The 26,283-nt window shown below is 37.6% G+C and carries 28 protein-coding genes; 11 read left to right on the top strand and 17 right to left on the bottom strand.

Features of this window, described 5'->3' with window-relative positions; all coding sequences use genetic code 11:
* Window positions 1-16 precede the first annotated feature (16 nt).
* From R2S57_RS07470 to R2S57_RS07460, 3 genes are all read left to right on the top strand, one after another.
* Window positions 17-253 carry a hypothetical protein gene (locus tag R2S57_RS07470; protein WP_316844421.1) on the top strand — a complete coding sequence of 79 codons (237 nt, stop codon included), beginning with the start codon at window positions 17-19 and terminating at the stop codon, window positions 251-253.
* Window positions 254-487: 234 nt separating this feature from the next.
* Window positions 488-694, top strand: coding sequence for a hypothetical protein (locus R2S57_RS07465; RefSeq protein WP_316844420.1), 207 nt, complete (start codon window positions 488-490; stop codon window positions 692-694).
* Window positions 695-1,563: 869 nt separating this feature from the next.
* The gene (locus R2S57_RS07460; RefSeq protein ID WP_316844419.1) at window positions 1,564-2,478 is read left to right on the top strand and encodes an exopolyphosphatase; all 915 of its coding nucleotides are present in this window, start codon (window positions 1,564-1,566) and stop codon (window positions 2,476-2,478) included.
* A 55-nt stretch (window positions 2,479-2,533) separates the two neighbouring features.
* On the opposite strand, the gene R2S57_RS07455 is transcribed toward R2S57_RS07460, so the two are convergent.
* The 10 genes from R2S57_RS07455 to R2S57_RS07410 form a co-directional block, all read right to left on the bottom strand.
* A complete protein-coding gene (locus R2S57_RS07455) occupies window positions 2,534-3,211 on the bottom strand; it encodes a hypothetical protein (RefSeq protein WP_316844418.1) in 678 nt (225 codons plus the stop codon).
* 52 nt (window positions 3,212-3,263) lie between these two features.
* Window positions 3,264-3,830, bottom strand: coding sequence for a Maf family protein (locus tag R2S57_RS07450; protein WP_316844417.1), 567 nt, complete (start codon window positions 3,828-3,830; stop codon window positions 3,264-3,266).
* 72 nt (window positions 3,831-3,902) lie between these two features.
* Window positions 3,903-4,289, bottom strand: a complete 387-nt coding sequence (locus tag R2S57_RS07445; RefSeq protein WP_316844416.1) for a Spy/CpxP family protein refolding chaperone — start codon at window positions 4,287-4,289, stop codon at window positions 3,903-3,905.
* A gap of 104 nt (window positions 4,290-4,393) precedes the next feature.
* Window positions 4,394-5,224, bottom strand: coding sequence for a universal stress protein (locus R2S57_RS07440; protein ID WP_316844415.1), 831 nt, complete (start codon window positions 5,222-5,224; stop codon window positions 4,394-4,396).
* A gap of 525 nt (window positions 5,225-5,749) precedes the next feature.
* Complete coding sequence (locus R2S57_RS07435) at window positions 5,750-6,277, bottom strand: HAD-IIIA family hydrolase (protein WP_316844414.1); 528 nt, start codon at window positions 6,275-6,277, stop codon at window positions 5,750-5,752.
* Between the two features lie 69 nt (window positions 6,278-6,346).
* Entirely contained in the window at window positions 6,347-6,589 is a 243-nt protein-coding gene (gene iscX / locus R2S57_RS07430; protein ID WP_316844413.1) for a Fe-S cluster assembly protein IscX, read from the bottom strand.
* A gap of 85 nt (window positions 6,590-6,674) precedes the next feature.
* Complete coding sequence (locus tag R2S57_RS07425) at window positions 6,675-7,007, bottom strand: 2Fe-2S iron-sulfur cluster-binding protein (protein WP_029275355.1); 333 nt, start codon at window positions 7,005-7,007, stop codon at window positions 6,675-6,677.
* Window positions 7,008-7,046: 39 nt separating this feature from the next.
* The gene (locus R2S57_RS07420) at window positions 7,047-7,811 is read right to left on the bottom strand and encodes a Rossmann-like and DUF2520 domain-containing protein (RefSeq protein WP_316844412.1); all 765 of its coding nucleotides are present in this window, start codon (window positions 7,809-7,811) and stop codon (window positions 7,047-7,049) included.
* Between the two features lie 4 nt (window positions 7,812-7,815).
* Window positions 7,816-10,281: a cytochrome c biogenesis protein CcsA gene (gene ccsA / locus R2S57_RS07415; RefSeq protein WP_316844411.1), complete on the bottom strand. Its 2,466-nt coding sequence runs from the start codon at window positions 10,279-10,281 to the stop codon at window positions 7,816-7,818.
* A 12-nt stretch (window positions 10,282-10,293) separates the two neighbouring features.
* A complete protein-coding gene (locus R2S57_RS07410) occupies window positions 10,294-10,722 on the bottom strand; it encodes a cytochrome c maturation protein CcmE (RefSeq protein ID WP_316844410.1) in 429 nt (142 codons plus the stop codon).
* Between the two features lie 257 nt (window positions 10,723-10,979).
* Between R2S57_RS07410 and R2S57_RS07405 the strand changes: the two genes are divergently transcribed.
* From R2S57_RS07405 to R2S57_RS07395, 3 genes are all read left to right on the top strand, one after another.
* Window positions 10,980-11,660: a hypothetical protein gene (locus tag R2S57_RS07405; protein WP_316844409.1), complete on the top strand. Its 681-nt coding sequence runs from the start codon at window positions 10,980-10,982 to the stop codon at window positions 11,658-11,660.
* A 10-nt stretch (window positions 11,661-11,670) separates the two neighbouring features.
* Window positions 11,671-13,734: a hypothetical protein gene (locus tag R2S57_RS07400; protein ID WP_316844408.1), complete on the top strand. Its 2,064-nt coding sequence runs from the start codon at window positions 11,671-11,673 to the stop codon at window positions 13,732-13,734.
* A 278-nt stretch (window positions 13,735-14,012) separates the two neighbouring features.
* Window positions 14,013-15,413: a hypothetical protein gene (locus tag R2S57_RS07395; RefSeq protein ID WP_316844407.1), complete on the top strand. Its 1,401-nt coding sequence runs from the start codon at window positions 14,013-14,015 to the stop codon at window positions 15,411-15,413.
* Window positions 15,414-15,710: 297 nt separating this feature from the next.
* On the opposite strand, the gene R2S57_RS07390 is transcribed toward R2S57_RS07395, so the two are convergent.
* The 4 genes from R2S57_RS07390 to R2S57_RS07375 form a co-directional block, all read right to left on the bottom strand.
* Window positions 15,711-17,132, bottom strand: a complete 1,422-nt coding sequence (locus R2S57_RS07390) for a Glu/Leu/Phe/Val dehydrogenase (protein WP_316844406.1) — start codon at window positions 17,130-17,132, stop codon at window positions 15,711-15,713.
* Between the two features lie 438 nt (window positions 17,133-17,570).
* Window positions 17,571-17,789, bottom strand: coding sequence for a CcmD family protein (locus tag R2S57_RS07385; RefSeq protein ID WP_316844405.1), 219 nt, complete (start codon window positions 17,787-17,789; stop codon window positions 17,571-17,573).
* Window position 17,790: 1 nt separating this feature from the next.
* Entirely contained in the window at window positions 17,791-18,453 is a 663-nt protein-coding gene (ccsA, locus tag R2S57_RS07380) for a cytochrome c biogenesis protein CcsA (protein WP_316844404.1), read from the bottom strand.
* Between the two features lie 239 nt (window positions 18,454-18,692).
* A complete protein-coding gene (locus R2S57_RS07375; protein ID WP_307531777.1) occupies window positions 18,693-19,358 on the bottom strand; it encodes a heme exporter protein CcmB in 666 nt (221 codons plus the stop codon).
* Window positions 19,359-19,477: 119 nt separating this feature from the next.
* On the opposite strand from R2S57_RS07375, the gene R2S57_RS07370 reads away from it, so the two are divergent.
* The 3 genes from R2S57_RS07370 (at window position 19,478) to R2S57_RS07360 (ending at window position 20,935) form a co-directional block, all read left to right on the top strand.
* A complete protein-coding gene (locus tag R2S57_RS07370; protein ID WP_316844403.1) occupies window positions 19,478-19,957 on the top strand; it encodes a methylated-DNA--[protein]-cysteine S-methyltransferase in 480 nt (159 codons plus the stop codon).
* 22 nt (window positions 19,958-19,979) lie between these two features.
* Window positions 19,980-20,369 carry a hypothetical protein gene (locus tag R2S57_RS07365; RefSeq protein ID WP_316844402.1) on the top strand — a complete coding sequence of 130 codons (390 nt, stop codon included), beginning with the start codon at window positions 19,980-19,982 and terminating at the stop codon, window positions 20,367-20,369.
* Window positions 20,370-20,473: 104 nt separating this feature from the next.
* Window positions 20,474-20,935, top strand: a complete 462-nt coding sequence (locus R2S57_RS07360) for a lipocalin family protein (protein ID WP_316844401.1) — start codon at window positions 20,474-20,476, stop codon at window positions 20,933-20,935.
* On the opposite strand, the gene R2S57_RS07355 is transcribed toward R2S57_RS07360, so the two are convergent.
* From R2S57_RS07355 to R2S57_RS07345, 3 genes are all read right to left on the bottom strand, one after another.
* Window positions 20,932-21,330 carry a hypothetical protein gene (locus R2S57_RS07355; RefSeq protein ID WP_316844400.1) on the bottom strand — a complete coding sequence of 133 codons (399 nt, stop codon included), beginning with the start codon at window positions 21,328-21,330 and terminating at the stop codon, window positions 20,932-20,934. The two genes, R2S57_RS07360 and R2S57_RS07355, sit on opposite strands and share 4 nt — an antisense overlap.
* A gap of 172 nt (window positions 21,331-21,502) precedes the next feature.
* Window positions 21,503-21,838, bottom strand: a complete 336-nt coding sequence (gene gldC, locus R2S57_RS07350; RefSeq protein ID WP_025143157.1) for a gliding motility protein GldC — start codon at window positions 21,836-21,838, stop codon at window positions 21,503-21,505.
* Between the two features lie 414 nt (window positions 21,839-22,252).
* Window positions 22,253-23,599: a DEAD/DEAH box helicase gene (locus tag R2S57_RS07345; RefSeq protein WP_316844399.1), complete on the bottom strand. Its 1,347-nt coding sequence runs from the start codon at window positions 23,597-23,599 to the stop codon at window positions 22,253-22,255.
* Window positions 23,600-23,799: 200 nt separating this feature from the next.
* Between R2S57_RS07345 and R2S57_RS07340 the strand changes: the two genes are divergently transcribed.
* Together R2S57_RS07340 and R2S57_RS07335 are read left to right on the top strand one after the other, a co-directional pair.
* The gene (locus R2S57_RS07340) at window positions 23,800-25,134 is read left to right on the top strand and encodes a dihydroorotase (protein WP_316844398.1); all 1,335 of its coding nucleotides are present in this window, start codon (window positions 23,800-23,802) and stop codon (window positions 25,132-25,134) included.
* Between the two features lie 37 nt (window positions 25,135-25,171).
* The gene (locus R2S57_RS07335; protein WP_316844397.1) at window positions 25,172-26,266 is read left to right on the top strand and encodes a DUF3810 domain-containing protein; all 1,095 of its coding nucleotides are present in this window, start codon (window positions 25,172-25,174) and stop codon (window positions 26,264-26,266) included.
* The last annotated feature ends 17 nt before the right edge of the window (window positions 26,267-26,283 follow it).

Below are 26,283 nucleotides of genomic sequence, written 5' to 3'. Positions count from 1 at the left end.
GGGTATGTAAATGCTCGTGCCTGTTATATTATTTCGTGCGCATTTTATTTTGATGCCTCTTGATTCTATTTTTATGCGTTCTGGTTTTATTTTATTGCGTTCTGGTTTTATTTTGATGCGTTCTGGTTTTATTTTAATGCCTCTTGATTCTATTTTGATGCGTTCTGGTTTTATTTTGATGCGTTCTGGTTTTATATTAATGCCTCTTGATTCTATTTTTATGCGTTCTGGTTTTATTTTATTGCGTTCCTAATTCAGTGTTTGGTGTGCCACTCAGCAATTGATCTTAGTTGAGTTTGCATGAAATACGAGCCAGCTTAGTCATCCGAGCTCAGCTATGCATAAATTATCTGTTTTTCGGGTTACCAAATTTGTAAAACAGGTATTAATCTGCAATATGGATGAACTCAAAAACGCCTTTAGAAAAAGCCCAATAGCAGTATCAATATTTACATTGTATCTTATTGGGTGGACCGCTCCAATATTAATGGAGATTTTATTTGCATCTACACAAAATGAACCGCAGGTAAAAAATAACCATCCACCCTTTACCGGATTTTTAATCCTATCGCTCCTTTATTTATTGATCATGCTCACTATAGGTTTTGTCAACCAGAAAAAGAATATTTATTTAAACCTATCAGCTTACATTGGCATTTCGTTAATTATTTTCACCGCAATTTACAACGGGTGACAATTTTTTCACCTATCGGTCGGTGCCTCACTGACAGAAATTAAACTAACATTTACCGGATAAAATGGAGTGATTGTTATATATTTTAAAAATATTTATCTATTGGTCGGTAAGACACCGACCAGTAGGAATAAGATGGATGAACGATGGCCAATTGATTTTTTGCTGTGTCGGATGGTAACATTCCGACACCACCGAAACCATAGTTAAATTTATCTGTATTTTGGCAATATGCTATTTTGCCAAAGCCCACAAACCTCAATAAAATAAACCTGATAGCAATGGTATTTCGTTTCACATCCCTTAATTTAGCAGCAACATTAACGAAATTTAATGGATAGCAGGACTGCAACTACCGAAGAACCACAACCTCTGCTTTCCAAAAAACAAAACACCTACTATGTGCATTGCATTCAATAACAGATAAGGAAGTTTTGGAAAGCAATTGCAATACTCAAATTAACATTAGTCGGGCTATACGCTATAGCTCCGATTGAAGAAATCGGAGGCTGCCGCTGCTATCCCGTTTATTCACAACGGCCTGTTCTACTATTTTGGATAGCAGAAATATTAGTGCAGTAAGATGTTACCATCTGACTGCCTGGATCATCTTAACAAATATTTGATTTTTTGCTGTGTCGGATGGTAACATTCCGACACCACCGGAATCAAGATTAAATTTACCTGCATTTTGACATTATGCTATTCTGCCAAAAACCACAGACCTCAATAAAATAAACCTGATAGCAATGGTATTTCGCTTCACATCCCTTAATTTAGCAGCAACATCAACGAAATTTAATGAATAGCAGAACTACAGCTTCCGAAGAACTACTGCACCTGCTTTCCAAAAAAACAAATTAAAACCTATGCGCATTGCAGTTATCGACCTTGGTACCAATACCTTCCACTTGCTAATTGCTGAAGCAGAGGGAAAGCAATTTGAAATATTATATAAGACCAATGTCCCTGTTAAGTTGGGCGAAGGAAGGATTAACGACAATATCATCATTCCTGCGGCCTTTGAAAGAGGCTTAAATTGCCTTCATAATTTTAGCAATACCATTTCCGAATTTCAGGTTGATCAGGTAAGGGCCACAGCAACTTCGGCAGTAAGGAGCGCTGAAAATGGAAAAGAGTTTGTACAGGCGGTGAAAGAAAGAACTGGAATAACAATCGAAACCATTACGGGCAATGAGGAAGCTGAATTAATTTACCAGGGAGTAAAATTGAGTGGTGCGATCACTGATTTATCCCTCATCATGGATATTGGTGGAGGCAGTGTCGAATTTATCCTGTGTGATACCGAAAAACTGATCTGGAAGAAAAGTTATAATATTGGTGCAGCACGTTTGATGCAACAATATTTCAAATCAGATCCAATAGCTGATGACGAAAAAAATGCTATTTTATTTCACATTCAACATCAATTGGCAGATCTTTTCGATATCTGCGAAAAATACAGGCCACAAGTATTGATCGGATCGGCGGGAGCATTCGAGACATTTGCCGAACTAATTATCAGAAAACACAACTTAAAAACGGATATCAATACCGTCAAAACTTTCGAATTCAACTTTGATGATTATATCGCAACCACGGGTAAACTGCTCAACACCACGCACCAGGAAAGGTTGGAGATGCCTGGAATTATTCCTTTGAGAGTAGACATGATTGTAATTGCGGCCCTGATAACCAACTATGTTTTAGGACGCTGCAAAATAAACAGGTTAAAACTTTCTACTTACGATTTGAAAATGGGTGTTTTGGCCAGCCTGTTATAAAAAATGATCCATACGGATATGGATCATCGAGAGATTAGCGTATATTAATTTAGGATCATTTCTTTTTGGGTGCCATTATCATCCGGCCCATAATCATAGGTTCGGCTTTTTTAAGCTTGAGGTTATTTTGTTTTTCTTTCGAAAAATCGAGGGTCAAAACAGCTCCAAACCGCATGCTTTCTACAATCAGCTGGTTATTTTTAACATCAAACTGATTATCCAAAGTGATTTCGTAGCGCCCATTTTTATCGGTTAGGGCAAAAAATCTGGTATCGACAATAACCAATCTTATGCCTGCAGCAGGTTTACTATCTGCACCGATAACATAACCGTATATTTTTTTGGGTAAAATTGGTTTTTTATCGTCTGTTTTATGGTGTATACTTTTTGTAATTGAAATTGGTGTTTTAAGGTTTTCGGCCCTGGCATCCATCACAAAAATGCTCATCCCTATGGCCAGTACACCAAGGTACTTCATCCAGTTTCTGTTTGTTGTTGGCACAATTGCCAAATGGTAATTGAGCTGATTTAATTGAGATTGGCTTAAACGACCACAAACAGAAGAACCCGAATTGGCCAATACTCTGATGATTTCGGCATTGGTATAACCTGAAAAATCGATTACATTTTTACTGCAGGCTGTACAGAAATTAAAACCTGCTCCTTTTTCCATGTCGTCCCAGTTTTGTAAACAGGGTTCGGCTATGGTCACTTCGTTAATTCTCGCTTTCATCGTGCTTGTTTTTAGAGATGATGAAACTTTTTCAAGAATTCCACAAAGGGATTTAAATAAATTTTAAGAGTTCGTTATAAAGCTTTTCAGTTGGAAGCCCCATCACATTGGTGTAAGAGCCTTCGATTCGTTCTACCACCACTATGCCCCACCAATCTTGTACACCATAACTTCCTGCTTTATCAAAAGGTTTGTAATGATCAATATAGAAATCAATTTCCTCAGCTGTAACAGCTTTACAGTAAACTTCTGTCCGATCATAAAACGAGTGGCTTTTATCGCCTTTTACGATTGTTACCCCTGTAAAAACCTCGTGCCTGCTGCCCGATAACTTTTTTAACATTTCTTGCGCGTGCGCCCTGTCTTCAGGTTTACCTAAAATTTCTCCGTTTAAAGCCACGATGGTATCGGCTGTGATGACGATTTCACCATTGGCAGTAAAGGCTTTTGCCTTTTGCTCAGCAATGTAAACGGCAATTTCTGCAGGACTTAAATCTGCAGGATAACTTTCATCTACATCTTTTAGCTCTACTTTAAAATTTAAGCCCATAAGGGTTAAAAGTTCTTGTCGGCGTGGCGATTTAGATGCTAAAATAATTGGAGGGAAATGGGCAGGCATATTTATTTTTTTTTTGCTAAAATAAGAAAAGCGGCATAAAGCCGCTTTTCTTATTTGATATTTTTATCAGGATTAGTTGTTACCACCACCCTGTCTACGTTTTTCCATTTCGGCACGTTGTTCTTTTTGCCAATCCTGATAAGTTTTTTTCTGGTCGTCTGTTAATACCGCAGTTACTTTTGCGTCATTATCAGCACGCATTTTTTGCATTTTCTCTCTCATTGCATCTCTATCGCCACCTTGCATTTCTTCGCGCATTTTTTTCATGGTTTCAGCTTGCTCGGTAAAAACAGCAGTTAACTTCGTTTTTTGGTCATCTGATAACTTTAATTTTTCGTCTAACTGTTTTACTCTTTCTTCAGGTTTCATCATCATTCTGCCTTGTCCACCACCTTGTTGCGCGTTAGCGAAACCAGCTATACCTAGCATTAATCCGCAAATCATCATTAATTTTTTCATGTTGTTTTTGTTGTTTTTTGGTTGAAAATTGAGATGGTTTGAGTCTAAAAAAAAACAATAGTTTAATGCCAAAATGTAACTTAGCTGTTGCAAACCGCAATCCGTTAATCTTTTAACAACAGTACAGGTACGTGCGATTTAATGGTTAATTTCTGTGATACACTTTCGTGCAGCAGGCTTTCGAAAAAGCTATATTTTTTAGGCAGTGCGATAATCAGCTGCGCTTCTTCACTTTTTGCAAATTTAACAATGCCTTTAATGGTATCTGGATGATCGGAATAATGATAAGCGGGAGAAAAATCTTTTAACATTTCATGTAAAAAATGTTCTTCTTCCGAATCTACAGTATGACCTGAATTGATATTAAGCACCAAAAGTTCAAGGGCATGTTTACTGAGGATATTTTTAAGTGCATGCATCGGAATTACTTCTTTAACCTTTTTAAAATCGCAGGCTAAAATGGCTTTACGGATCGATTGATAGTCGGCCTTCGGCGGTACAACCAATACAGGCACCGGGCTAGACTTAGAGATCCTAATGGCATTAGAACCGATATCACTTTCATCTTTCGCCCTTTTACCGTTACTACCAATAATAATGAGCTCAATCTCCTCTCTGTTTACCCGATCGATGATGGACCGTAAAATTGTTTCTCTTGTTAATGAGATCTCGATTTCTACATTGGAATTAATCTCCAACATTTTTAACTTAAGCTTTTCCAGTGCTTCGAGCCTCTTCTTAATTTCCTCAGCGATATGTGCATCTGTGGTGATGAGCATATCAGGGGTTGGAAGAATACTTTCATATTCTGAAACGTAATAGGCATTAAGCAGGATAATTTTGGAATTGGTCATTGCAAAACTCAACCTGGCGGCATACTTGGCCGCATGATCTGCTGTTTTTGAAAAATCTACTGGTACGAGGTATGTGCTCATATGATTAAAATTAACATTTTTTACATTAGCAAATTAATCAATCGATTGATTAATTTGCTAATGTAAATTTCGCACATAATCTGGTTTATTGCAAATTTTGGAAAGGTAGATTTATAATGAGAACGTCATTCTGACCTGGAATACATCTGTGAAGATCCTTCGACTACGCTACCATTGACGTGTCTCCGTAGAAAAGTCGTCATTGCGAGAAGGCTTTTTCAGCCGACGAAGCAATCTTTATCGCTGGGTTACCAAACATGAAAGATTGCTTCGTCGTTCCTTCTCGCAATGACGATACTTTGAAGCGATTTACCAACATTATCTCCTGTCATTTATATTGATTTTATAAAATATATTATCCCTCAGGATAACAATTGATAGGAAGGATAATTGTGGAAAACAGTAATGAACAACTGACAGTTGACAATTGCAGTACCAATAAACAAATGACCAATGAACTAATTTACAATTGGCAGTGAACAGTTTTCAGTTACGAATGAACAAATGACTAATGAACGAATGAACCTATTTCCCAGAATCGGAAGCGTTTGGATTTTCATCATGCCATCTCCCCTGCACTTTCATTACCTTTTCGATAATATCGCGAACAGCAGTTTTACCACCATTGTAAGGAGAGACGAATGTTGATATCGCTTTTATTTCTTCAACGGCATCTGCCGGGCACGTTGGAAGCCCAACAAGTTTCATTACTTTGAGATCAGGAATGTCGTCGCCCATGTAAAGCACTTCTGCTGCCGTAATCTTTTTATCCTGAAGGTATTGATTAAAAATGGCGACCTTATCGCCTGTTCCAAGGAAAACATCGGTAACGCCCAAATTGAAAAAGCGCTTCCCCATGGCAATACCATCACCGCCTGATATGATACAGACATTGTATCCCCTCTTAACAGCCAATTGCATGGCATAACCATCTTTAATGTTAAAAGTGCGCAGTGATTGACCATTATCAGTAACCTGAACCGATCCATCGGTAAGCACACCGTCTACATCAAAAATGAAAGTGGTGATCTCTTTTAACTGCTGTAAAAACATCTTGCAATAGCGTTTTAGGGGTAAGCGTTTGGAGCTGACTCAAGACTGAGGACTCCGAACTCAGGACTATTACTGATTATCTCTCCACTCGTACACCCAGGCAGATTGAATTTGCTCTAAATGGCCTTCGCTGCTTTCTTCGCGCGTTCCTTTAAAATTAGGCAATGATAGCACCCATTCTAAAAGTTCGGTGAAGCGGATACGGTAGATTTTGGCTTCTGAAAAATCATCGCCAAATTTCTCATATAAAGACATTGCAATATCTTCATAATCGTTCCAGTAAAAGGGTAAAGCAAATTTATCGTTGTTCATGTTGTTTTGTTGTTGTAAGGTTGAAATGTTTTAATGTTGGAAGGTTTTAGACTCCCGACTAAAGACTTTGGACTCAGGACTAAACCTAGTGTCCCATAAAGTCAGACTGATCCGGAATGGTTACTTCGATATCACCGTTTATCACTACACACTGGCAGCCTAAGCGGGAAGTAATTTTGGGACGGACAGCTCTATCAATAAAATCTTCTTCTTTATCAGAGATCTCTTCGATATTATCCATGCCCTTTGTTACGTACACATGGCAGGTACTGCAACCACAAACCCCACCACAGTTGTGCTGTAATTCGATTCCGTTATCCAGACAAACATCTAAAACAGATTCGCCGGCTGCTATTGGCAATTCAATAGATTCGTGATCTGCCTCTTCAAAATTTATTTTTAGTTTAAAAATGCTCATATTATTTTGCAAAAGTAATAAGCAAAAGCCGTAATTATGCTATTTCAGCGTTAATTTTATGCTATTGCTCAAAGTTTGATATATGTTCTGCAATTCGGGCATCGTTGTTAACATGCTCAAATGCTTATTTAAAGTGCTTTCATCAGCCCGTACTGCTGGCCCAGTCTGCACATTTTCAGGTAGGTTATCCATTACCTTATCTGCCGTTTCGGCAATTAAAGGCCTGATGATTTCAAAATCCAAACCATTCTGGTTTAAAATTTTATTTGCTAAAGCATAAAGGTGATTTGGAAAATTACAGGCAAATACCGCAGCAAGATGTAGTACTTTTCTTTTCTCTCCATCCAACTCATACACCTGCCGGCTTATTTTAGCTGCAAGAGCGCTCAAAATAGCCAGTTGATCTCCGTCACTCGCTTCGATACAAAGCGGAATATTCTCAAATGAAATATCTTTGGTTTTAGAAAAAGTTTGCAATGGATAAAAAACACCTGCCTTTTTTACCGCTGAAGATAAAGTATTGATATCCGTAGTACCAGAAGTATGTACCACCAAACCAGTAACCTCTTTTAGTGATTGAGCAACAGTTTCAATCGCATCGTCCTTTACTGAGATGATGTATAAATCAGCGTTTTGTTTAAGATCATCCAGATCGTCCACTGCTTCGGCTGCAATCAAATCGGCCAATAGTTTTGCGTTGTTTAGATTTGGGCTATACACCTGCACGATATCTTCGCCTTTAGCCTTTAAAGCCTTGGCTAAGTGTGTGGCCACATTCCCCGAACCTAATAAAACGATCTTCATGCTATTACGCGCCTTTGGCTTCTTTTCTTCTTCTGAAAATTGAAAGTAAGAAACCAACAACCATTACAATGGTACCCGCCCAGTATAAATTGATGAAAGGAAATTCGATCGCCTTGAAAACCACCCAATCTTTGGCTTGTTGAGGTTTCTCAAAAATCTGAAGCTCAACTTTTTTCTCATCAGGTAAAACTCTGGAGAAACGGAATTTCAAGTCCAACTCATCTATTTTACGTGCAAAATCGAATGTATTGTTACCCTTTATTAAAAAGATAGGCTCTGTGTTGTAAATTTTACCAGCAGCATTAATCTCCAGTGGCAAACCAACAGCATAATCACCCTGACCTAATACTAAATCTTTTGCTACAGGTTTTCTGTTTAAATCTTTAACCGTAATAATTCCACTTGAGGTATGAATGGTATCCCCTACCGAAACCTTAACAATGCGTGGTGCTTTATAATTTTCATCATCCGAATGACCTTCATGATCATCGTGCGATTCCTGTTTAACTGCAGCACTGGTGATGTGGGTATATACATCGTATGTTAAATAGTGTTTGGTATCAGGAGAAGCAATTAAGCCCATTTTTTCATTTGCCTGAATATGCGGATGCAGGTTAAAATCTTCTTTAACCTTACCTTCTTTATCTAAAACTTTAAAATTAAGGGTATAAATAGTATTCGGTGCTACTGTGGTATCGGCTACATAGGTTACAGTATACTTACCCATTTTCTTAGGTTCGTTTTTGTATAACATGATGTTTTCTCCCGGCTTCTCTGTCTTTTCGAAACCTTGTACCGGAATAAATTTGTTCGCATTGATGGATATCGGTTTATTCGTAGCTGCCGAAATTAATGCGCCTAAGATCAGAAAAGCAAAACCAATGTGCGCTATTGCTGAGCCCGCTAATTTTGCTTTGCCACCAAAAGCCTGATACAATACTGCTGCATTAGAAAGTACCGCAAATAAACAACTGAAAGTAATCAGCACATACATGGTGTTGGTGTAAATCTCAGCTACATACACCAAACCAGCTGTTAACACGATTGAAAATAAAATCGCAGAGATCAAACTGCTATAAAACTTCCGTGGATCTGTTCTTTTGTATTTTAAATATTGTGAAAACCCTGAAATCAAGGTAATTAATACTGCAAATGGTGCCTGCCATTGATTATAATATTTTACCGCATCAATCGGCGGGGTAAATTTAGTTCCAAATGCTTTATTAAATACCGGAACCGATGTAGAGAAAATCACCTGGATACAGGCAATAGTTACTACCAACGCACCAATAAACATCCAAAATTCGCGCGAATAGGTTTCTTCATCTTTAGTGGTAATCGGTAACTCTTTCCACCTTACCACAATCAATACAACTGCTAAAACAGCAAATACCACATTGTATAAGATCAGGTGACCAAACATACCCATATCGGTAAATGAGTGCACTGAGGTATCACCTAAAATTCCGCTTCTGGTCAAAAACGACGCATAGAGCACCAATAAGAAACTTAAAAACACCAATGCAATGGCTGTAAAATAAGCATGACCGGTATTTTTATAGGCAATCATTACGTGTACGGCGCCAATTAAGGTTAACCATGGTATTAACGATGCATTTTCAACAGGATCCCAGGCCCAGAAACCGCCAAAGTTTAGCGCTTCGTATGCCCAAAACGAGCCCATAATAATACCCGTACCTAAAACCATCACCGCAAAAAGCGTCCATGGCATAGCAGGCTTAATCCATTCTTTATATCTTTTTTGCCATAAACCAGCAATTCCGTATGCAAATGGGACCACCATACTGGCAAAACCCAAAAATAAAGTTGGCGGGTGAATCACCATCCAATAGTTTTGTAACAATGGGTTTAATCCTTTACCATCGGTTATAAACTTAAGGTAGTTTTTGTAATTTTCAGGATTGGCAAAAACCACAGGTGCCTGGGCTTTTAAATCCATCGCATCTCTTAACAGGATAAATGGAGAGCTTCCGATCCGTCCTCCAAAAATTTCTACGCCCAAAAGCATTGAGGTTAAAAATACCTGCGAGAAAGCCACAACTGTCATTACCGGACTTTCCCATGATTTGGCTTTCCAAATCAACAATGCGCCGAGAAATGATTGCCAGAAAGCCCAAAGCCAAAAACTACCTTCCTGCCCTTCCCAAAATGCAGATATAATATAGTATACAGGAAGTTGTTTTGATGAGTGGGATTGAACATAATAGTATTCAAAATAATGGCCCAACACCAGGTAGAATAAGATCGCGCCAATACCGATAATACTGGCAAAATTAACCAGGTATCCAATACGTCCTAAGTTTCTCCAGGATTTTTCTTCTAAATTTTTATCGCGACTGGCAAAAAAATACGATATGGTTGATAGTAATGATGCACTAAATGCCAGAACAATAAAAAACTGTCCGATTTTACCTGGTAACAGGTGTTCGCCTACAAATTGAATATCCATTAAATAAATTAGTTATATTTTTTTCTCGCCGTCTTTACTTATTTCGACTTTGCCATCTTTATTAACCTCTACCAGGTTATCATTATATTTAGAAGGGCACTTCATTAAAATTTTTGATGCGTAGAATTTGTCCTTATCCATTTTACCGATAAGAACCAATTTTTCAGATTTTTCAAAATCCTGTGGCTTGGTGCCTGCGTAAATCACCTCTCTCAGTTCTCCTTTTTCATCTTTCATGTGGAATGAAAAATGATTGGCGTCTTTTACCGCATCATAATAAGTGCCTTTTGATTTTTCCCAATAGCCCATAACATGCTCTTCTTTGTTAGAAGTAGCGGCCTGTTTGAAATTAGAATAGGTATCGGTATTCGCGTTTAAGCTAAATAAAATCCCTACGGAAATTGCGATGGTAATTAATCCAATGATTGCACTTTTCTTCATGGTTATACGTATTGTAAAAGCTGGCAACAAAGATAGAAAAATAGGCTTAGCAAGCATTCTTTTACATTTTTCTTGTCTTTATATTGACAATTATCTGATTTTTGGTGAAAAATATTTTCAACCAGGGCTACTATTTATAACTGATCTTAAGGAATAACTTAAATCGTTTAAAATTTCGGACTGAAATTATTAAGTTTGGCCTATCAGACCATCATTCCTTTTTTTACTTCCCACAGTAAAACATAAACCCGATTAACATGAACTTGAAACAGTTTTATAAGCTTTTGTTATTTATTGTATTGATCCCCATTTTAAGCTCCTGCTTTGAAGTAATTGAAGAAATTTCGATGAAAAACGATGGCACCGGTGATGTTGTACTTACCATAAACTTAAGCCAAAGTAAAACCAAGGTAGCCTCGGTAATGCTGTTGGATAGCGTTCAGGGCTATAAAGTACCCAGTAAGCAGAAAATCCAGCAAGAGTTGAATGAAGCAGTGGCCTATTTAAAGAAATCGGAAGGCATATCGAACGTAAAAAGCAGCAGCGATTTTACTAATTATATTGCCACCATCAGTTTTTCTTTTAAAGATGTTTCTAATATTAACAATATCACCAAAAACATCCTTGCCAAGCAAAAAATCAAGGCTACCAACACTTCTTCTTATGCATATAACAAGGCAACAAAGACCTTTAACCGGAAATATCAGGCTGTTGGTACGGCCAAAACCGAATTCAATAAATTGAAGGCAAAAGATAAGGCGGTTTTTACCGGCGCAACCTATACCAGCATCTACCGTTTCGAATCACTTGTAACAAGTAGCACCAATCCGGCATCAAACGTATCGAAATCCAAAAAAGCAGTGATGTTAAAAAGCAGCATCATGGATTTAATTAACGGGAAAATTAACGTATCGAACACTATACAACTATCTAAATAAATTTATACCAATGAAAAAAATTCTAATTGCAATCTCTCTTTTCTTATCATTTAACCTGGCAAAGGCGCAAGATCTGGTTAAAAAAATACCTGCAAATGCTTTCACTGTCGCCACCATTAAAGGTGACAATGTTTTTAAACTCATGTTTGTGAAAGATTTTAACGAATCTTTTGTCGGCAAGAAATTACTGACCGAAACTTCGAAATCCCTTGATAAAAATTTCTCCAGTATTGAAGACTTTGGGATCAATCTGGAGAAAAACATGTATTACTTTAATCAGTTGAGCGATAGTATTACCTATAACTGTTTCTTGATCCCAATAAAAGATGCCAGGAAATTTGAGGATTTGATAGAAAACAAAGAAAAAAAGTTTACCCAGCAAGGCGATATCCGTACCATGGTTCTACCTGATAGCACGAGTATTATCAAGTGGAACAATAACATGCTTTATTTTGTAACCGGAAGCATTAAAGGTTCTTTCTTCGCCGACTCAGTTAAATCAGCACGTTATGGAATTAAAGATATCAGATTCCAAAATGATGATGCGATAGCTGTTGATAGCACTGCCGTTGTTGTAGATTCGGTTGCAACAGTTGCTTACCCGGAGGAAATTGATCAGCCCACCAAAGTAAAACCGTATAAAAAGGGCAAAACCATTGCTAAAAAGAAAAAAACAACAAAGAAATCTACCAAAGGTAAAACGCTTAAAAAATCTACCACTATTAAAAAGAAAAAGCCGGTAACTGATGGTTTTATTGATGAGCAAACTGCACCCGATATGGCTGATGATGTGGTAAGAGACAGTGCTATGGCTTATGTTTCGGGCGATGTTGCAGATGCGGCAAATTACAATCCGGCTGGCGATGAAAAACATTACCAGGAATACCAAAAAGAACTGATCGAGCAGAATGCCAAGAAAAAAAGATTGGCTTTTACCTGGATGACCGTTCAGTCCGACCAGATTTTTAATGGCACTTATGAATCGATCGAGAATAACAAATCTTATACCGCAAGTTTAGATAACAAGGCCATAGCAGAACTTTGGGTATCGAGTCTGCAAGATGTTTATAACTCAATAGCACCCGAATTTGGCACCTATGGTAAAGCAGGACTGATGAAAGGTTATGGCAGCTTAAACGCCAAACTTTTTATGGATAACAAAAGTTTCCGTATTTCAACAGGCTTAGAACTGGCTCAGGAACAAGCAGATGCTTATAAAAAAATCATGAACAGGAAATTGAACAAAAAATTCCTGAATTATGTAAACAGCGAAAAAGCACTTGGTTTTATGAGTTATTCGATTGATACCAAAGCTTACCTGGAAGAATTCCCTAAATTAATGAAACAAACCTATGGCTCTTTTTTAGGTGCTAAAATGGATGAGGAAATTGACCTTGGTGCCGATCTACTTTCACTTTTATTGGATGAAGAGGCAGTAAGTAAGGTTGTTAAGGGCGATGCCCTATTTGTAATTAACGGATTAAACACCAAAGACGTTACCTACACCACCTACGAATATGATGATGATTACAAACAAAAAGAGGTAACAAAAACTAAAAAAGAAACTTTGCCCGATTTCCTTTTCATGTTCTCATCTGAAGATACACGGTTGATCAACAAAGTGATTAAATACGGCATCAACAAAAACTTTGTATCCGTAAACAACAATATTTACAAAATCGAAGAAAAGAAAAGCCCGATCGATATCTATTTTATGATTAAAGATGGTATTGTATTTTTTGGCAATTCGCTAACCGAAATGCAAGGGATCAGCAACAATCAATACAGCAGCAATAAATTAAGCAAATTACACAAAGATCTGCTGAGTAAGAATAACTTCAGCTTTTTGTTCAATGCTAAAAACCTGGTGGGCAAAGTGCCAGATTCGGAGATTGGCGGTGAGGAAACAGCGAAGAAGTTTAACAGTACTTTAGAAAAAATGGGCAATGTTTACATGAAATCGAACCCGATCAAAGGCAGATTGATTTCGGCAGACATCAGTGCCGAAATTCCAAACGGACATGAAAATGCATTAAAATACTTGTTCTCCTTAATTGAGAATGCTGCAAAGTAGTTGAAAGGTTGTAATGTTGCAATGACCAATAATCAATTAGCAATGAACGAATGGCTAATGAGCAAATGAATTGGTTTAGCGCTGGGCGATTAGCGTTCTGCTTCAGTTAACCGATTGATCAGTCCAAAGTCAGCAGTTTTTAGTCCTGAGTTAGCGTATACTCTCTCGATGTGTCACCCTGAGCGGAGTCGAAGGACTGGTAAGTTGAACGCTTTGAGCCGATTAATCAACAGTAGTACCAATGAACTATTGACCAGTGAACAAATGAACCAATCTCTATGAAGAAATTTTTAAAAATAACAGCAGCGATAGTCATATTGCTGCTGATTTGTTATTTCGGCTTTTTCAAGTTCAGGCAGATGCAGGCGAATAATATATCGATACCTGTATCCGTGAATTCGGTCCTTAAAATAAATGTTGATGAGCTGTACAAAACACTTGCGCTTAGTTATCTAAAACATCCGGGGCAATATTCGGATACGGATAAAAAAGGGATTAAGGAAAAGGTAGACGATTTAAATACTGGCTTGAAAATTCCAGCAAACATTTATATCTATAGTTTAAAGGGAAAGGCTAAAACAACATTTTATTCGAGTTTTGAAATCGCAGATAGTTTAGCATTTATCCGTTTTATCTCAAAAAATGCGCCTTTAAAGTTAATTAAAAAGGATGATCATTTCTTTCAATCTCAAGATTCGACCATCAATGTTCTATATAATAAAACAACCGTCGCCTTAGCTTATTCTCCACAAAGAGAATCAGTCAAAACGATTCTGACGGAAATACTAAGCTTGAAAAACATGGTCAAAATTGGCGACAGTAAGTTTAGCAACCTTAGAAATCTTTCAGACCATGTATCTTTTCAAAATGCTGAAAACCTAAGTAAGATTAATTTTACCGATGGGAAAATCAGTTTCCGCAATGAGTTTATCAATAAATTGATCGAGCCGGCAACTCAGCCACAGCACCGGGCCTTAAATCCCGAAAACACGGTAAACATGTGGTTAAACGCAAAATATAAGACGGATTTAAAACAAAAAAATCAAACTGGAAGCACTTCTTTCCTATCAAAATATAATTTTTTAAAGTTTTACAAAGATTACGTCGATTTCGAATGGACGAACACCATTACCCAGGTAGATACGATTGTAGGTTACGAATACAATGATGATTTTGAACGGGTGGAGAAAAAAATACTTAAAGACCGCAAGATCCCTTCAATATCTATTAATATAAGTGCCGATGACCGGGAAGTAAGCGATTATCTTAAATCGTTAGACTTTTTAGATCAATCGACGGGAAAAATCAGCAGAATGATGATTCCGTTGTATCAGACCTATTTTAAAGGTAATAATGGCAATGTTCAGTTAAGTACTATGCAAAGCATTAAACCAGATCCAAAAAGGATATCATCTGAAGATTTCTTTTATTTTAAGGTCGATTTTGAAAAAATGTTCAAGCAAATGTCGATACCGTTTATCACTGAGAATTTACGCAGCTTTAGCCAACTGGAGATCAAAGCAAAAAGCATAGGAAAAAATAAAATCAAACTGGAATCAGAATTATTATTTTTAAATAAGGATGCCAATGCCCTGATCCAGCTTTTAAAAGCATTTAGAAATGGCTTACAAAGTCAGTTAAATTTGAAATCGTCATTGGATATTTCGATAAACAAGTAAGGGTTTTCCCGCAGATTGAAAATGATTTACGCAGACTATATTATTTGCTGTACTGGTAGCTTATCTAACCTGATATTTCACTTGTTTGGTGAGCCACCAAACATGGATTCGGTACCCGCCCTTTGTATCTACCTCTTATGGAACGGTCCCATCTTTACGTCCGCATAGGAACAGCAGGACTAAGCCACTCCTATGAAAAACAGAACATTCATTTTCAAAAAAAAGCCTTGCAGTTTTAAATCCTGCAAGGCTTATATTTATGCTCCTTCGACGAGCTCAGGATGGCATATAAATTGGTTATGGCCAAACACCTAAGTTCATATAAGAAACCGCAATTTTATCGATTGAATTTACAAAAGCAGCCGTTCTTAGGGTTTGGGTTGCTGGTTTGTTCATCAACGTTTCGCGGATTTCGTGATAAGAATGGATCATGGTATCTTCCAAACCAGAGTTTACCAGTTCCATTTCTGAAGCACCTTTAACAATCATTAAACGGTGTTCAGGAAGGATTGTTTTACCGGTTAGGTTTTCTAAAGTATTGATCAGATTGGCGTTTGAATTGGCCGCATAACGGTTCTCCATACGGCCGAAAGCCACGTGAGAAAGATTTTTCAACCATTCGAAATAAGAAACCGTTACACCACCTGCATTACAGTACATATCAGGAATGATAATACCACCCATTTCAGTGAAAATTGCTTCAGCCTCCGGCGTAGTTGGACCGTTTGCTCCTTCAGCAATAATTTTCGCTTTAATGTTGCGGATGTTAAGCTCAGTAAACTGGTTTTCCAAAGCTGCAGGCACGATGATATCGCAATCCTGCTCTAAACCTTCCATCGAATTTTTGAAGCTGGTAGCACCTGGGAAACCCAAGATTGAACCTGTATTTTTACGGTGTGCAAAAACCTCGTCAACATTTAATCCGTTGGCGTTATAAATAGCTCCTTCGAATTCACAAAGACCAACAATTGTAGCACCAAACTCAGCTAAGAACTTGGCAGAATGGTAACCCACATTACCTAAACCTTGTACGATCACTCTTTTATCGCCTAAACCAGCTTTAAAACCGATTTTAGCCATATCTTCTGCCACGTCAACACATTCGCGTACGGCATAAGCCACACCCCGGCCTGTAGCCTCTTTACGACCACGGATACCATGTAAGGCAATAGGTTTACCCGTTACGCAACCCAGGGCATCTAACTGGCCAGGATTCATGGTCATATAGGTATCGGCAATCCAGCTCATTTCGCGTTCGCCAGATCCATAATCTGGAGCAGGAACATCGATACCGGGACCGATAAAATTTTTCTTAATTAATTCTGTAGTATAACGGCGGGTGATGGTTTCCAATTCGGCAACACTGTATTGTTTGGTGTTGATTTTGATACCACCTTTCGCACCACCAAATGGAACATTAACAATGGCACATTTGTAAGTCATTAGGGCTGCAAGCGCCATTACTTCATCTTCGTTAACCATTTCGCTGTAACGGATACCACCCTTTGTAGGGCTCATGTGGTGAGAGTGTTCTACACGCCAAGCGTCGATTACTTCAAAACCGTTTCCGCGGCGGATTGGGAACTGGAAACGATATACACTATTACATGTTTTAATCTGGTTCAATAAACCCTCAGGATGATTGGTGAATTGAGCCGCACTGTCAAAGTTTTTACAAACATCTGCAAAGAACTTGTTCTCGTCTGCTAGATTAGCCATTATTTATTTTTTATATTGAATAAGTTTTCGGTGCAAAATTGCCTAAAAAAACCGCACATATCCAAATGCAAAAAGACTTAGTGTAAAGCAAACACCACTCTATTTTAGACTCGAAACAGGCTTTATACCGATTAGGGGTAACCGTACAAAAACTAGCTTAAACGCATTTAAACATAGATATCTTTCCTAATCAGGCAGATTAAAACGACTATTTTTATAGGTTTTATTTTAACTTTCCAGACCTAAAAAAAATTACAAAAAAAATATCCACAAAGGCATTTTATTACAACACTCATTAAAAGCAACACACAAACACCTCCTAAATTACGAAAATCGCAATAAATTAATCAAAATACAGCGCATAAAAAAAGTGATCAAAATATTTGATCACTTTATAAAAAATAAATCCGGACCTCGATGTAGACGGTCCATTTCAAACTATTTTTCGATATGGTTTTCTTTTTCGATTTTCTTCAATCTTTTATCGATGGAGAAAAGATAGGCAAGCAAGCCTACCAGGATAATTACAATACAGATTACCACAACGTAAATTTTCCCGTTGCTACGAAGGCTATCAGCCATTTCTACGCCATTATCCTGTGCAAATAACTGCATGGTGGCCATCATTAATATTAGGGAGAAAAATATCTTCTTCATCTTAGTTATGTTGTTGTTTGTTTTCAATAGTACGTATTCTGAAACGGATGGTGTATACCCAGTAACCGATTAATATCCAACCTAAACAGGCAGGGTAAAATACCATACGCATGCGGCTATCTAAATCGTAACTGTTAAAACCGGGGTTACCACCATTACCTGGGTGTAATGAATCTTTTAAACGGGGCAGTACAAAAAGCAATACTACCATCATCGGAAAGGCGAAAATATTATAAATGGCCGAAATTTTGGCTCTTTTCTGTTCTTCATCAATCGCATTACGGAGAATCAGATAAGCAAAGTACAACAAAATCGAAATAGCAGCAAAATTCTGTTTGGGATCGAAACTCCAGAATTGTCCCCATGTATATTTTGCCCAAATGGCACCGGTAATTAAACCCAAAATACCAAAAATGATCCCTGCATTAACGCTTTCCACTGCTTTGATGTCGTCGATTTCACTTTTAGTGCTTAACGATTTAATGCTGTAAAATACAGAGATCGAAAAGAGTACAATCATGGCAAACCACATCGGAACATGGAAATACAGATTACGGATTGTTTCGTTCAATATTGGTAAATGGGGTACGCCAAGCAATAAACCGGCAATCGCAGTATAAATCACCAAAACTGAACCTAAAATTTTCCACCAAGTTTTATTCATACGTATATTTAATTATTGAGTTTTGAATGATTGAATTAGTGAATGTTAAACTCCATTCCATCATTCAATTCAATTACTCATTTTATTATTTTAATTATAGAGTTTTGATTGAGTGAATTAGTGAATGTTAAACTCTATTCAATCATTCAATTCAATTACTCATTTTATTATTTTAATTATCGAGTTTTGATTGAGTGAATTAGTGAATCTTACTCTACATTCTCTCATTCAATCATTAATTAATCCCTCCAAAGGTAAGGAAATAACAATAAAGAGGTTGCCACCATGAGTACATTCACCACCAGTAACATCGCTATTTCATCGTAACTATTCTCCCATGGCAGGCCATCAACCGCATTTTTAGCCAGTTTAATTAATAAGATTAATACCGGAATAATAATCGGAAAGCTCAAAATGGCCATCAACATCCCTCCATTCCCTGCTTTGCTCGCAATGGCCGAAACCATGGTAAATACGGTAGAAAAACTGATGCTGCCCAATACCACCGCAATATAATACATCACCAAATCTGGTGGGGTAAAGGAATCGAAAACCAGAGTATAAAAACCTAAAGCAATCGTGGTCAGCACCAACATTAAAAGGATATTGTAAACTGTTTTAGAAATTAAAACCGCAGCCGGACTGGCTAAAATATAACTGTACAACTGTTGACCCTTTGTTTCCTGTAAAAAGCTTTTCGATACGCCATTGATAGAAGCAAAAAGCATGATAATCCAAAATAAAGCGTTCCATGTTAATTTATCGCCAAGACTCACAAAAGACAGGTAACAGGTAAAAATGGTAGAAACCACATAAAGCAATACACCGTTAATGGTATACTTGGAGCGCCACTCTAACAATACTTCCTTGTGAATTAAATATTTAACCTCTTTGGCCAATTGCATAACCGCAAATATACTTTTATTGATAAATATTGCGCATTTAAATTGTTGTATTGTTGTAATTTTGTTTTAGAATAAACGCAGGAGAAATTAGCCACGGAAGCACGGAAGTCACAGAAAACATGGATTACGCATCAGCTATAGAGTCGCCAGTTGGCAAAATAACCATCCTTGCTGAGGATGAATTTGTGTATGCCGTTACTTTTGCCGAAAAAGATATTGCAGATATGCCTGAAAACCAGCTTACGATAGATGTAGCACGGCAATTACAGGATTATTTTGAAGGCAGACTAAAGGTTTTCGATTTCCCCATGAAACAAAAAGGAACGGAATTTCAGCAGGAGGTTTGGAAAAATTTATTGACGATACCTTTTGGCGAAACCACTTCATACGCCAAATTTTCAGCACATCATCCATTGGCCATCAGGGCAATTGCTTCGGCAAACGGAAAAAACGATATCGCCATTGTAGTTCCCTGTCATAGGGTAATTGGCAGCAATGGTAAACTGGTGGGGTATGCGGGTGGTTTATGGCGCAAACAATGGTTACTTCAACATGAGCGTGAAGTATCGCAAAAAGGACAAACAGAATTAAAATTTTAAAACTATATTTTTTTTTTAGCAGATGAATACAGATCAAGCCGGAGCACCAAATAATTACCTTAAAGCAATCCGTTTAATTAATACCGAAGACGATAAATGTACATTTGAAACGGGTACAATCCCCATCCGTCAACACATTAATGCAAATTACTTTTTTGCGCAAACAGATGTATCAACTTTAGAGAAAATCCCCCACCCTGCACCAAGAAGGCAGTATGTCATTACGCTTAAGGGTAAACTTAAGTTTACCGTGAGTAATGGCGAAACTTTTATGATCGAACCAGGAATTGTGCTTATTGCCAATGATACTGCAGGAGAAGGGCATACCTGGGAAATTGTTGACGGGAATGAATGGGAAAGAATTTATATCCCGTTGGAGGAAGATACTGATGATTATTTTACAATAGATTAACATTTATAAAACCAAGCTAGATTCAAATCCGTAAATAATATCAAACCTAAGATATTATGAAAACGATCTGCTCACTCCTGCTTGTTCTTTTAACCTATTTGCCCATGGAAAAAAATGTTCCAGTGGCCAAATTAGACTTAAAAAAATATTCGGGCACCTGGTATTCGCTATATTCTATCCCTACAATTTTTGATAAAGGCAGCAGGGAAACAACCACTAAATACACCTTGAATAAAGATGGATATTACAATGTTTTTACTACCTATAAAAAACCAGGCGACAATAAAGTTTATTCAAGAAATTCTAAAATGTTCCCCTCAGATGAAGGAGATAAAGGTGAATTACAGGCGCAGTTTATCTGGCCGATAAAGGTTGATTATTGGATCATCGAACTGGCTGACGATTATTCTTATGTGGTGGTAGGTCACCCCGATCATAAGTTTTTGTTCATCATGAGCCGTAATCAGACAATGCCGAAGAAAACCCATGATGAAATTGTGGCCAGATGTAAAGCTAAAGGTTATGAGGTTACCAAATTAACCTCGCAGCTACATGAAAAGGCTTAAGCTGTAATTTTTTCGCCGCGTTTAACGCTGAAAAGCATAAATATTATGCCTACCAAAAGTACAATCCATCCCCATTGGAAATGCACAACTTTTCCGATCAATTTATTGGCAAAACCATATTTGGTATAATTGTTTGCAGTGAAATAAACTGCAACAACTGCTAAAACATACCAGATGGCCATTACGTAACCCATAAACTTAAAAGCACCAACTTTTCTGATAAAGAGAAATAATACAGAGATGGCAATAATTGCATAGGTAATTAGAAACAAACGCGCATCAGATTGATACAAGTTCCAGTTGCCTTTAATCGGCACTTTTAAAATTGGGCAGAAACCCGCGATAACGCATAACAAAATGCCTAACCAAGCCCTGAATTTATTTAATACTAACATCTTTTATTTTGGTTAATCGGTTAACTGTTTGAATTGGTTAATTGTGTTAATGGCTGATAGGCAATGGTTAATAGTTTATAGCTAACTTGTCTGGCATTTTTTAATGACTAATGACTAATGACTAATGACTAATGACTAATGACTAATGACTAATGACTAATGCACCAGTCTACTATTGCCCCTCAATAATCCCCATTTTATCAGCAAAGTGGGCACAATAATCGCGTAGATCTTCTACAATTAAAGTTTCGTTTGTGGCTTTTAAAAAGCTATCACCCATAGTCTGCAGGGTTTCGTAGAAGAAACGTTTCATTTCATCCACAGGCATATCTTTTGTCCACAGATCGATACGCATTGAATTTTTATAATTGTGGTCCCAAAGTGCCAGGATCATAGATTTCACCGGAACTTTATCCGTTGTTTGTGCATCGGTACTTTCCCAAAGAATGTTCTCTGGCATATTATTATCGTCTAACTCAACGGTTATTTTTATTTCTGCTTTTCTCATTTTTAAAATTGATTACACCGATAAAAAGATTACACAGATTTATCGGTTAATTTTTCCGGATGCAAAGATGCTTATTTAATTTGATTACAGAGATGAGTTGACTAGATAGATTAAGTACCGTGCAGATATTTTTACGGTTTTATTACGCTACTTTTTGGAGTATAAGCATCAAAACAGCCGCAATAACAACAAATATCAATTCCACTATCCAAATCCTTTTAATGTCCTTCAATGTGAAGCGAAAAATCATATCCGTAATAAAGGTTACCAGAATCAGGCAACCCAAAATAAGAAGGTAAAAACCATTCATATTTACATGTCGTGGTGCTGTGCTTTTCTCCGAAACGAGATTTACCACTACCAAGCCCAAACCAATAGCGCTAACAATATTTAAAGGCGTAATCCTAAGCTTCATTACTTTTTCTTGTCGAATTTTTTACCTTTTTTAAAACTCTTTATCTGCTTGCCTGCTTTTTCTTTTGCCTTTTCCCTAACCTTTTTCTCTATGGCCGCCGCATGTTTTTTCTCGTGGAAAGCACCTTTAAAATCAGGGTCTTCCTTACGTTTCTGCATATCGATTTCCTTTGCAATGTGCTGGCGTTCTTCGTAAGGGGTCTCATCAATAAAAACTCCTTCAGGAATTTCGGCAACAGGAATATACTGGCGGATCAGTTTTTCGATTTTGCGGATATAATATTTTTCGGCTTCCGTTGCAAAAGTAATCGCATCCCCTTTGGCAAATGCCCTACCGGTACGGCCAATCCTGTGCACATAATCTTCGACAATGATGGGCACATCGAAGTTGATTACATGGCTTACATCACTCACATCAATCCCCCTGCTCGCCACATCGGTGGCCACCAACACCCTAATGTTACCTTCTTTGAAACTATTAATGGAATTAATTCTGGTATTCTGTCCCTTATTGGCATGGATTACACGAACATTTTCCGCGCCATATCTACGTTCAATAAAACTGTAAATATTATCGGCAACCGTTTTGGTTTTACAGAAAATAATCAGGCGGTTAAAAGCCTCATCATTCTTCAACAAATGTTGAAGCAGGTTAATTTTAGTTTTAAAATTGGGAACGTAATATAAGGCCTGTGTTACATTGGCCGCAGGTGTAGCTTGCGCCGACGCTTCAATTACCAAAGGATTATTTAAGAAATCGCCTGCAATTTTCTGTACCAGCTCGCTCATCGTTGCCGAGAACAATAAATTCTGGCGTTTGCGTGGAACAATTTCCAAAATCCTATGAATAGAGCCAATAAAGCCCATATCCATCATTTTATCGGCTTCATCCAGCACCAAAAACTTTAAACTTTGTGTATTGATATCCCCAGCTAAATATAGATCCAGGAACCTTCCAGGCGTGGCGATCAAAATGTCAACACCTTTAGCAATTTGTTCTTTCTGCGTTTTCGGACCAATCCCCCCAAAAATCACTAAAGAGCGTAAATCGGTATAGGTAGAAAATAATTTTACCTGCTCCGCAATCTGCATTGCCAGTTCGCGGGTTGGAGATAAAATTAAAGCTCTTGGGTTATCGCCCTGAGCATATTTCAACTGCATTAAAATCGGCAAAACAAAAGCCGCGGTTTTCCCTGTACCAGTTTCGGCAATACCAAAAATATCCTGCCCGGATAGTACTGGTGCAATTGCTTTTTCCTGTATCGGTGTGGCAACGGTATAACCTGCATCGGCAACTGCATTTAAAATTTGCCTGTTTAACTTAAATTCTTCGAACGATTTTGCCATAGCGCACAAAGATAGTTTATTTGAGCCGAAAAGGCTCAAATTTAGTCCAGAGTTCGGAGTCTTCAGTCTCGAGTCTAAAAATTACCAGACGTATAAAACGATGAAATCCTCTGGAAAATCACCCTTTTACCCATCAAATACAGCCATAATTTTCTCAAATCTCACATCTAACTTCTCAAATCTATTTTTACCTTTGAACCATGAATACTTACCTGATAAAAGCCGCTACAATTGTAAACGAAGGACAAAAAATTGTTGCTGATGTATTGATAAAAGATGGATTAATCGCCAAAATCGGTCAAAATCTATCAGCACCAGATGCGAAAGAAATTAACGCAGAGGGGCAATATCTTTTACCGGGAATGATTGATGATCAGGTACATTTCCGCGAGCCGGGTTTAACTCATAAAGCCGATATTTTTACCGAAAGTATGGCCGCTGTAGCTGGAGGGATTACCTCTTTTATGGAAATGCCCAATACTGTTCCCAATACTTTAACACAAAGTTTGTTGGCCGATAAGTATGAAATCGCAGCGCAAACCTCATTGGCAAATTACTCCTTTTACATGGGGGCCAGTAACGATAATATTGAAGAAGTTTTAAAAACCGATCCTAAAAACGTTTGCGGAATTAAGGTTTTTATGGGCTCATCAACAGGGAATATGCTGGTTGATAACGAAAAAACGTTAGAAAACATTTTTAGCAAAGCACCAATATTGGTAGCTACCCATTGTGAAGATGAAGCCACTATCCGCCATAACCTTGCCGAATTTAAAGCTAAATACGGAGAAGACCTCACGATTGAAATGCACCCACTAATTCGTAGCGCAGAGGCTTGTTATAAATCATCTTCACTTGCTGTCGAACTGGCAAAAACTTATCAAACCCGTTTGCACATCTTACATATTTCTACCGCGAAAGAAATTGCTCTATTCGATAATATCACCCCATTAAAAGATAAAAAAATTACTGCGGAAGCTTGCGTGCATCACCTTTGGTTTAACGATAAAGATTATGCCTCGAAAGGAAATTTCATTAAGTGGAATCCTGCGGTAAAAACGGAAGATGACCAAAAAGGTGTGCTTAAAGGTGTTCTGGAAAATTATATTGATGTGATTGCAACAGATCATGCGCCACATACATTAGCAGAAAAGCAGCAACCTTATGCGCAGGCTCCATCTGGTGGACCTTTAGTTCAACATGCTTTGCCAGCATTATTAGAAATGCATTTACAGGGTAAAATATCTTTGGAGAAAATTGCAGAAAAAATCGCTCATAACCTGGCCATCTGTTTTGATATCGAAAAACGTGGTTTCATCCGCGAAGGGTACTGGGCAGATTTAGTTCTGGTAGATCTGAAAGACTCCTGGAAAGTAACCAAGCTGAATAATTTCTATAAATGCGGCTGGAGCCCATTTGATGGAGATACTTTCCAGGCCAGCATTACACATACCTTTGTTTCAGGTAATTTGGCTTATCAAAATGGTAAATTCACGACGGATCAGATCGGAAAGCGCTTAACTTTTGCCAGATAGATTTGTTATATTTAATTATTTTACGGCCATTAGATAAATGAGCACACAAAAAAAACAGTTCATTAGGTCTTCAATAATCATTTCTTTAGCGGTTTTTATTTACCTCTGTGGTTTTTACCCTACTTTTATCCAAAAATATTATTCAACAGGTTTTTATCCATACATCTCTTCAGCGTTAAGATTTATATCGTCCATTTTCCCTTTTGCAATCGGCGACATCATTTATGCGCTACTAATTGGCTTTGTACTCTATAAAATTTTCACGTTTTATAAACGGCGAAAATCACTAAAAAGAAAAGACAGGATTGTTGTTCCACTACAAGTTTTAAACTTCTTCTTAATCCTCTATATTATTTTTAAGATGGTATGGGGCCTAAATTACAGTCGGCCAAGTGTTAGCGAAGAACTGGGCATAGGTAATGAAAAATATAGTGTTAAAGAATTAGTCGTTCTTGGCGACTATTACATCAAAAAAACCAATGCGCTAAAATTGAAACAAGGCAAAATCCCTGCTTATACCGTCAATGAATTGGAAACAAAATCGGCAGCTGCTTATGCGTTTATTGAACAAAAGAATCAGTTGTTCAGGTATCAGAATCCTTGTTTAAAATCGGTCTTAAATTCATGGATGATTAGTAAAATTGGGATCGAAGGTTATTATGCGCCACTTTCGGGTGAGGCCAATATGAATATGAATCTGCCTGATTTTGTAAAACCTTATGTGAGCTGCCATGAAATCGGGCACCAGCTCGGCATTGCTTACGAAGATGAGGCTAATCTTTTGGGCTATCTCACCGCAAGCAATAGTCCCGACGTGAATTACCAATATTCTGCCAATTATGAAATGTTGCGGTATATTTTATTTGAGATCAGAATGAAATCTCCCGACGATTATAAATTACTTTACTTAAAACTCCTGCCCCAGGTTTTAGCCGATTTTAAAACAGAAAAGGAATTTTGGCGTAAATACAATGGCGATATGTTCGGTTATATGGATGCTGCTTTCGATAACTTTTTAAAACTGAACAACCAGAAAAAAGGAATCGATAGCTATCAGGATATTGTAATTTGGTTGTGGAATATTTACAAGTCCAAAAGTCAAGGAGCTGAAAGTCAGAAGATAAAGCAATAAAAAACTCCGACACTCCC

Source organism: Pedobacter psychrodurus (genome assembly GCF_032678585.1).
In the GTDB taxonomy this organism is placed as follows: Bacteria; Bacteroidota; Bacteroidia; order Sphingobacteriales; family Sphingobacteriaceae; genus Pedobacter; species Pedobacter psychrodurus_A.
This window is presented reverse-complemented; position numbering and strand designations above follow the sequence as displayed.

What these genes read in the sequence shown, in the direction of transcription:
- R2S57_RS07335 (WP_316844397.1), top strand. Translation starts at nt 25,172, where the DNA reads ATGAGCACACAAAAAAAACAGTTCATTAGGTCTTCAATAATCATTTCT.
- R2S57_RS07405 (WP_316844409.1), top strand. Translation starts at nt 10,980, where the DNA reads ATGAACTTGAAACAGTTTTATAAGCTTTTGTTATTTATTGTATTGATC.
- R2S57_RS07410 (WP_316844410.1), bottom strand. Translation starts at nt 10,722, where the DNA reads ATGAAGAAAAGTGCAATCATTGGATTAATTACCATCGCAATTTCCGTA.
- R2S57_RS07440 (WP_316844415.1), bottom strand. Translation starts at nt 5,224, where the DNA reads ATGAGCACATACCTCGTACCAGTAGATTTTTCAAAAACAGCAGATCAT.
- R2S57_RS07455 (WP_316844418.1), bottom strand. Translation starts at nt 3,211, where the DNA reads ATGAAAGCGAGAATTAACGAAGTGACCATAGCCGAACCCTGTTTACAA.
- R2S57_RS07345 (WP_316844399.1), bottom strand. Translation starts at nt 23,599, where the DNA reads ATGGCAAAATCGTTCGAAGAATTTAAGTTAAACAGGCAAATTTTAAAT.
- R2S57_RS07365 (WP_316844402.1), top strand. Translation starts at nt 19,980, where the DNA reads ATGAATACAGATCAAGCCGGAGCACCAAATAATTACCTTAAAGCAATC.
- R2S57_RS07390 (WP_316844406.1), bottom strand. Translation starts at nt 17,132, where the DNA reads ATGGCTAATCTAGCAGACGAGAACAAGTTCTTTGCAGATGTTTGTAAA.
- R2S57_RS07450 (WP_316844417.1), bottom strand. Translation starts at nt 3,830, where the DNA reads ATGCCTGCCCATTTCCCTCCAATTATTTTAGCATCTAAATCGCCACGC.
- R2S57_RS07355 (WP_316844400.1), bottom strand. Translation starts at nt 21,330, where the DNA reads ATGTTAGTATTAAATAAATTCAGGGCTTGGTTAGGCATTTTGTTATGC.
- R2S57_RS07445 (WP_316844416.1), bottom strand. Translation starts at nt 4,289, where the DNA reads ATGAAAAAATTAATGATGATTTGCGGATTAATGCTAGGTATAGCTGGT.
- R2S57_RS07370 (WP_316844403.1), top strand. Translation starts at nt 19,478, where the DNA reads ATGGATTACGCATCAGCTATAGAGTCGCCAGTTGGCAAAATAACCATC.
- R2S57_RS07435 (WP_316844414.1), bottom strand. Translation starts at nt 6,277, where the DNA reads ATGTTTTTACAGCAGTTAAAAGAGATCACCACTTTCATTTTTGATGTA.
- R2S57_RS07420 (WP_316844412.1), bottom strand. Translation starts at nt 7,811, where the DNA reads ATGAAGATCGTTTTATTAGGTTCGGGGAATGTGGCCACACACTTAGCC.
- R2S57_RS07340 (WP_316844398.1), top strand. Translation starts at nt 23,800, where the DNA reads ATGAATACTTACCTGATAAAAGCCGCTACAATTGTAAACGAAGGACAA.
- R2S57_RS07460 (WP_316844419.1), top strand. Translation starts at nt 1,564, where the DNA reads ATGCGCATTGCAGTTATCGACCTTGGTACCAATACCTTCCACTTGCTA.
- R2S57_RS07425 (WP_029275355.1), bottom strand. Translation starts at nt 7,007, where the DNA reads ATGAGCATTTTTAAACTAAAAATAAATTTTGAAGAGGCAGATCACGAA.
- gldC (WP_025143157.1), bottom strand. Translation starts at nt 21,838, where the DNA reads ATGAGAAAAGCAGAAATAAAAATAACCGTTGAGTTAGACGATAATAAT.
- R2S57_RS07395 (WP_316844407.1), top strand. Translation starts at nt 14,013, where the DNA reads ATGAAGAAATTTTTAAAAATAACAGCAGCGATAGTCATATTGCTGCTG.
- R2S57_RS07360 (WP_316844401.1), top strand. Translation starts at nt 20,474, where the DNA reads ATGGAAAAAAATGTTCCAGTGGCCAAATTAGACTTAAAAAAATATTCG.
- R2S57_RS07375 (WP_307531777.1), bottom strand. Translation starts at nt 19,358, where the DNA reads ATGCAATTGGCCAAAGAGGTTAAATATTTAATTCACAAGGAAGTATTG.
- R2S57_RS07400 (WP_316844408.1), top strand. Translation starts at nt 11,671, where the DNA reads ATGAAAAAAATTCTAATTGCAATCTCTCTTTTCTTATCATTTAACCTG.
- ccsA (WP_316844411.1), bottom strand. Translation starts at nt 10,281, where the DNA reads ATGGATATTCAATTTGTAGGCGAACACCTGTTACCAGGTAAAATCGGA.
- R2S57_RS07465 (WP_316844420.1), top strand. Translation starts at nt 488, where the DNA reads ATGGAGATTTTATTTGCATCTACACAAAATGAACCGCAGGTAAAAAAT.
- ccsA (WP_316844404.1), bottom strand. Translation starts at nt 18,453, where the DNA reads ATGAATAAAACTTGGTGGAAAATTTTAGGTTCAGTTTTGGTGATTTAT.
- iscX (WP_316844413.1), bottom strand. Translation starts at nt 6,589, where the DNA reads ATGAACAACGATAAATTTGCTTTACCCTTTTACTGGAACGATTATGAA.
- R2S57_RS07385 (WP_316844405.1), bottom strand. Translation starts at nt 17,789, where the DNA reads ATGAAGAAGATATTTTTCTCCCTAATATTAATGATGGCCACCATGCAG.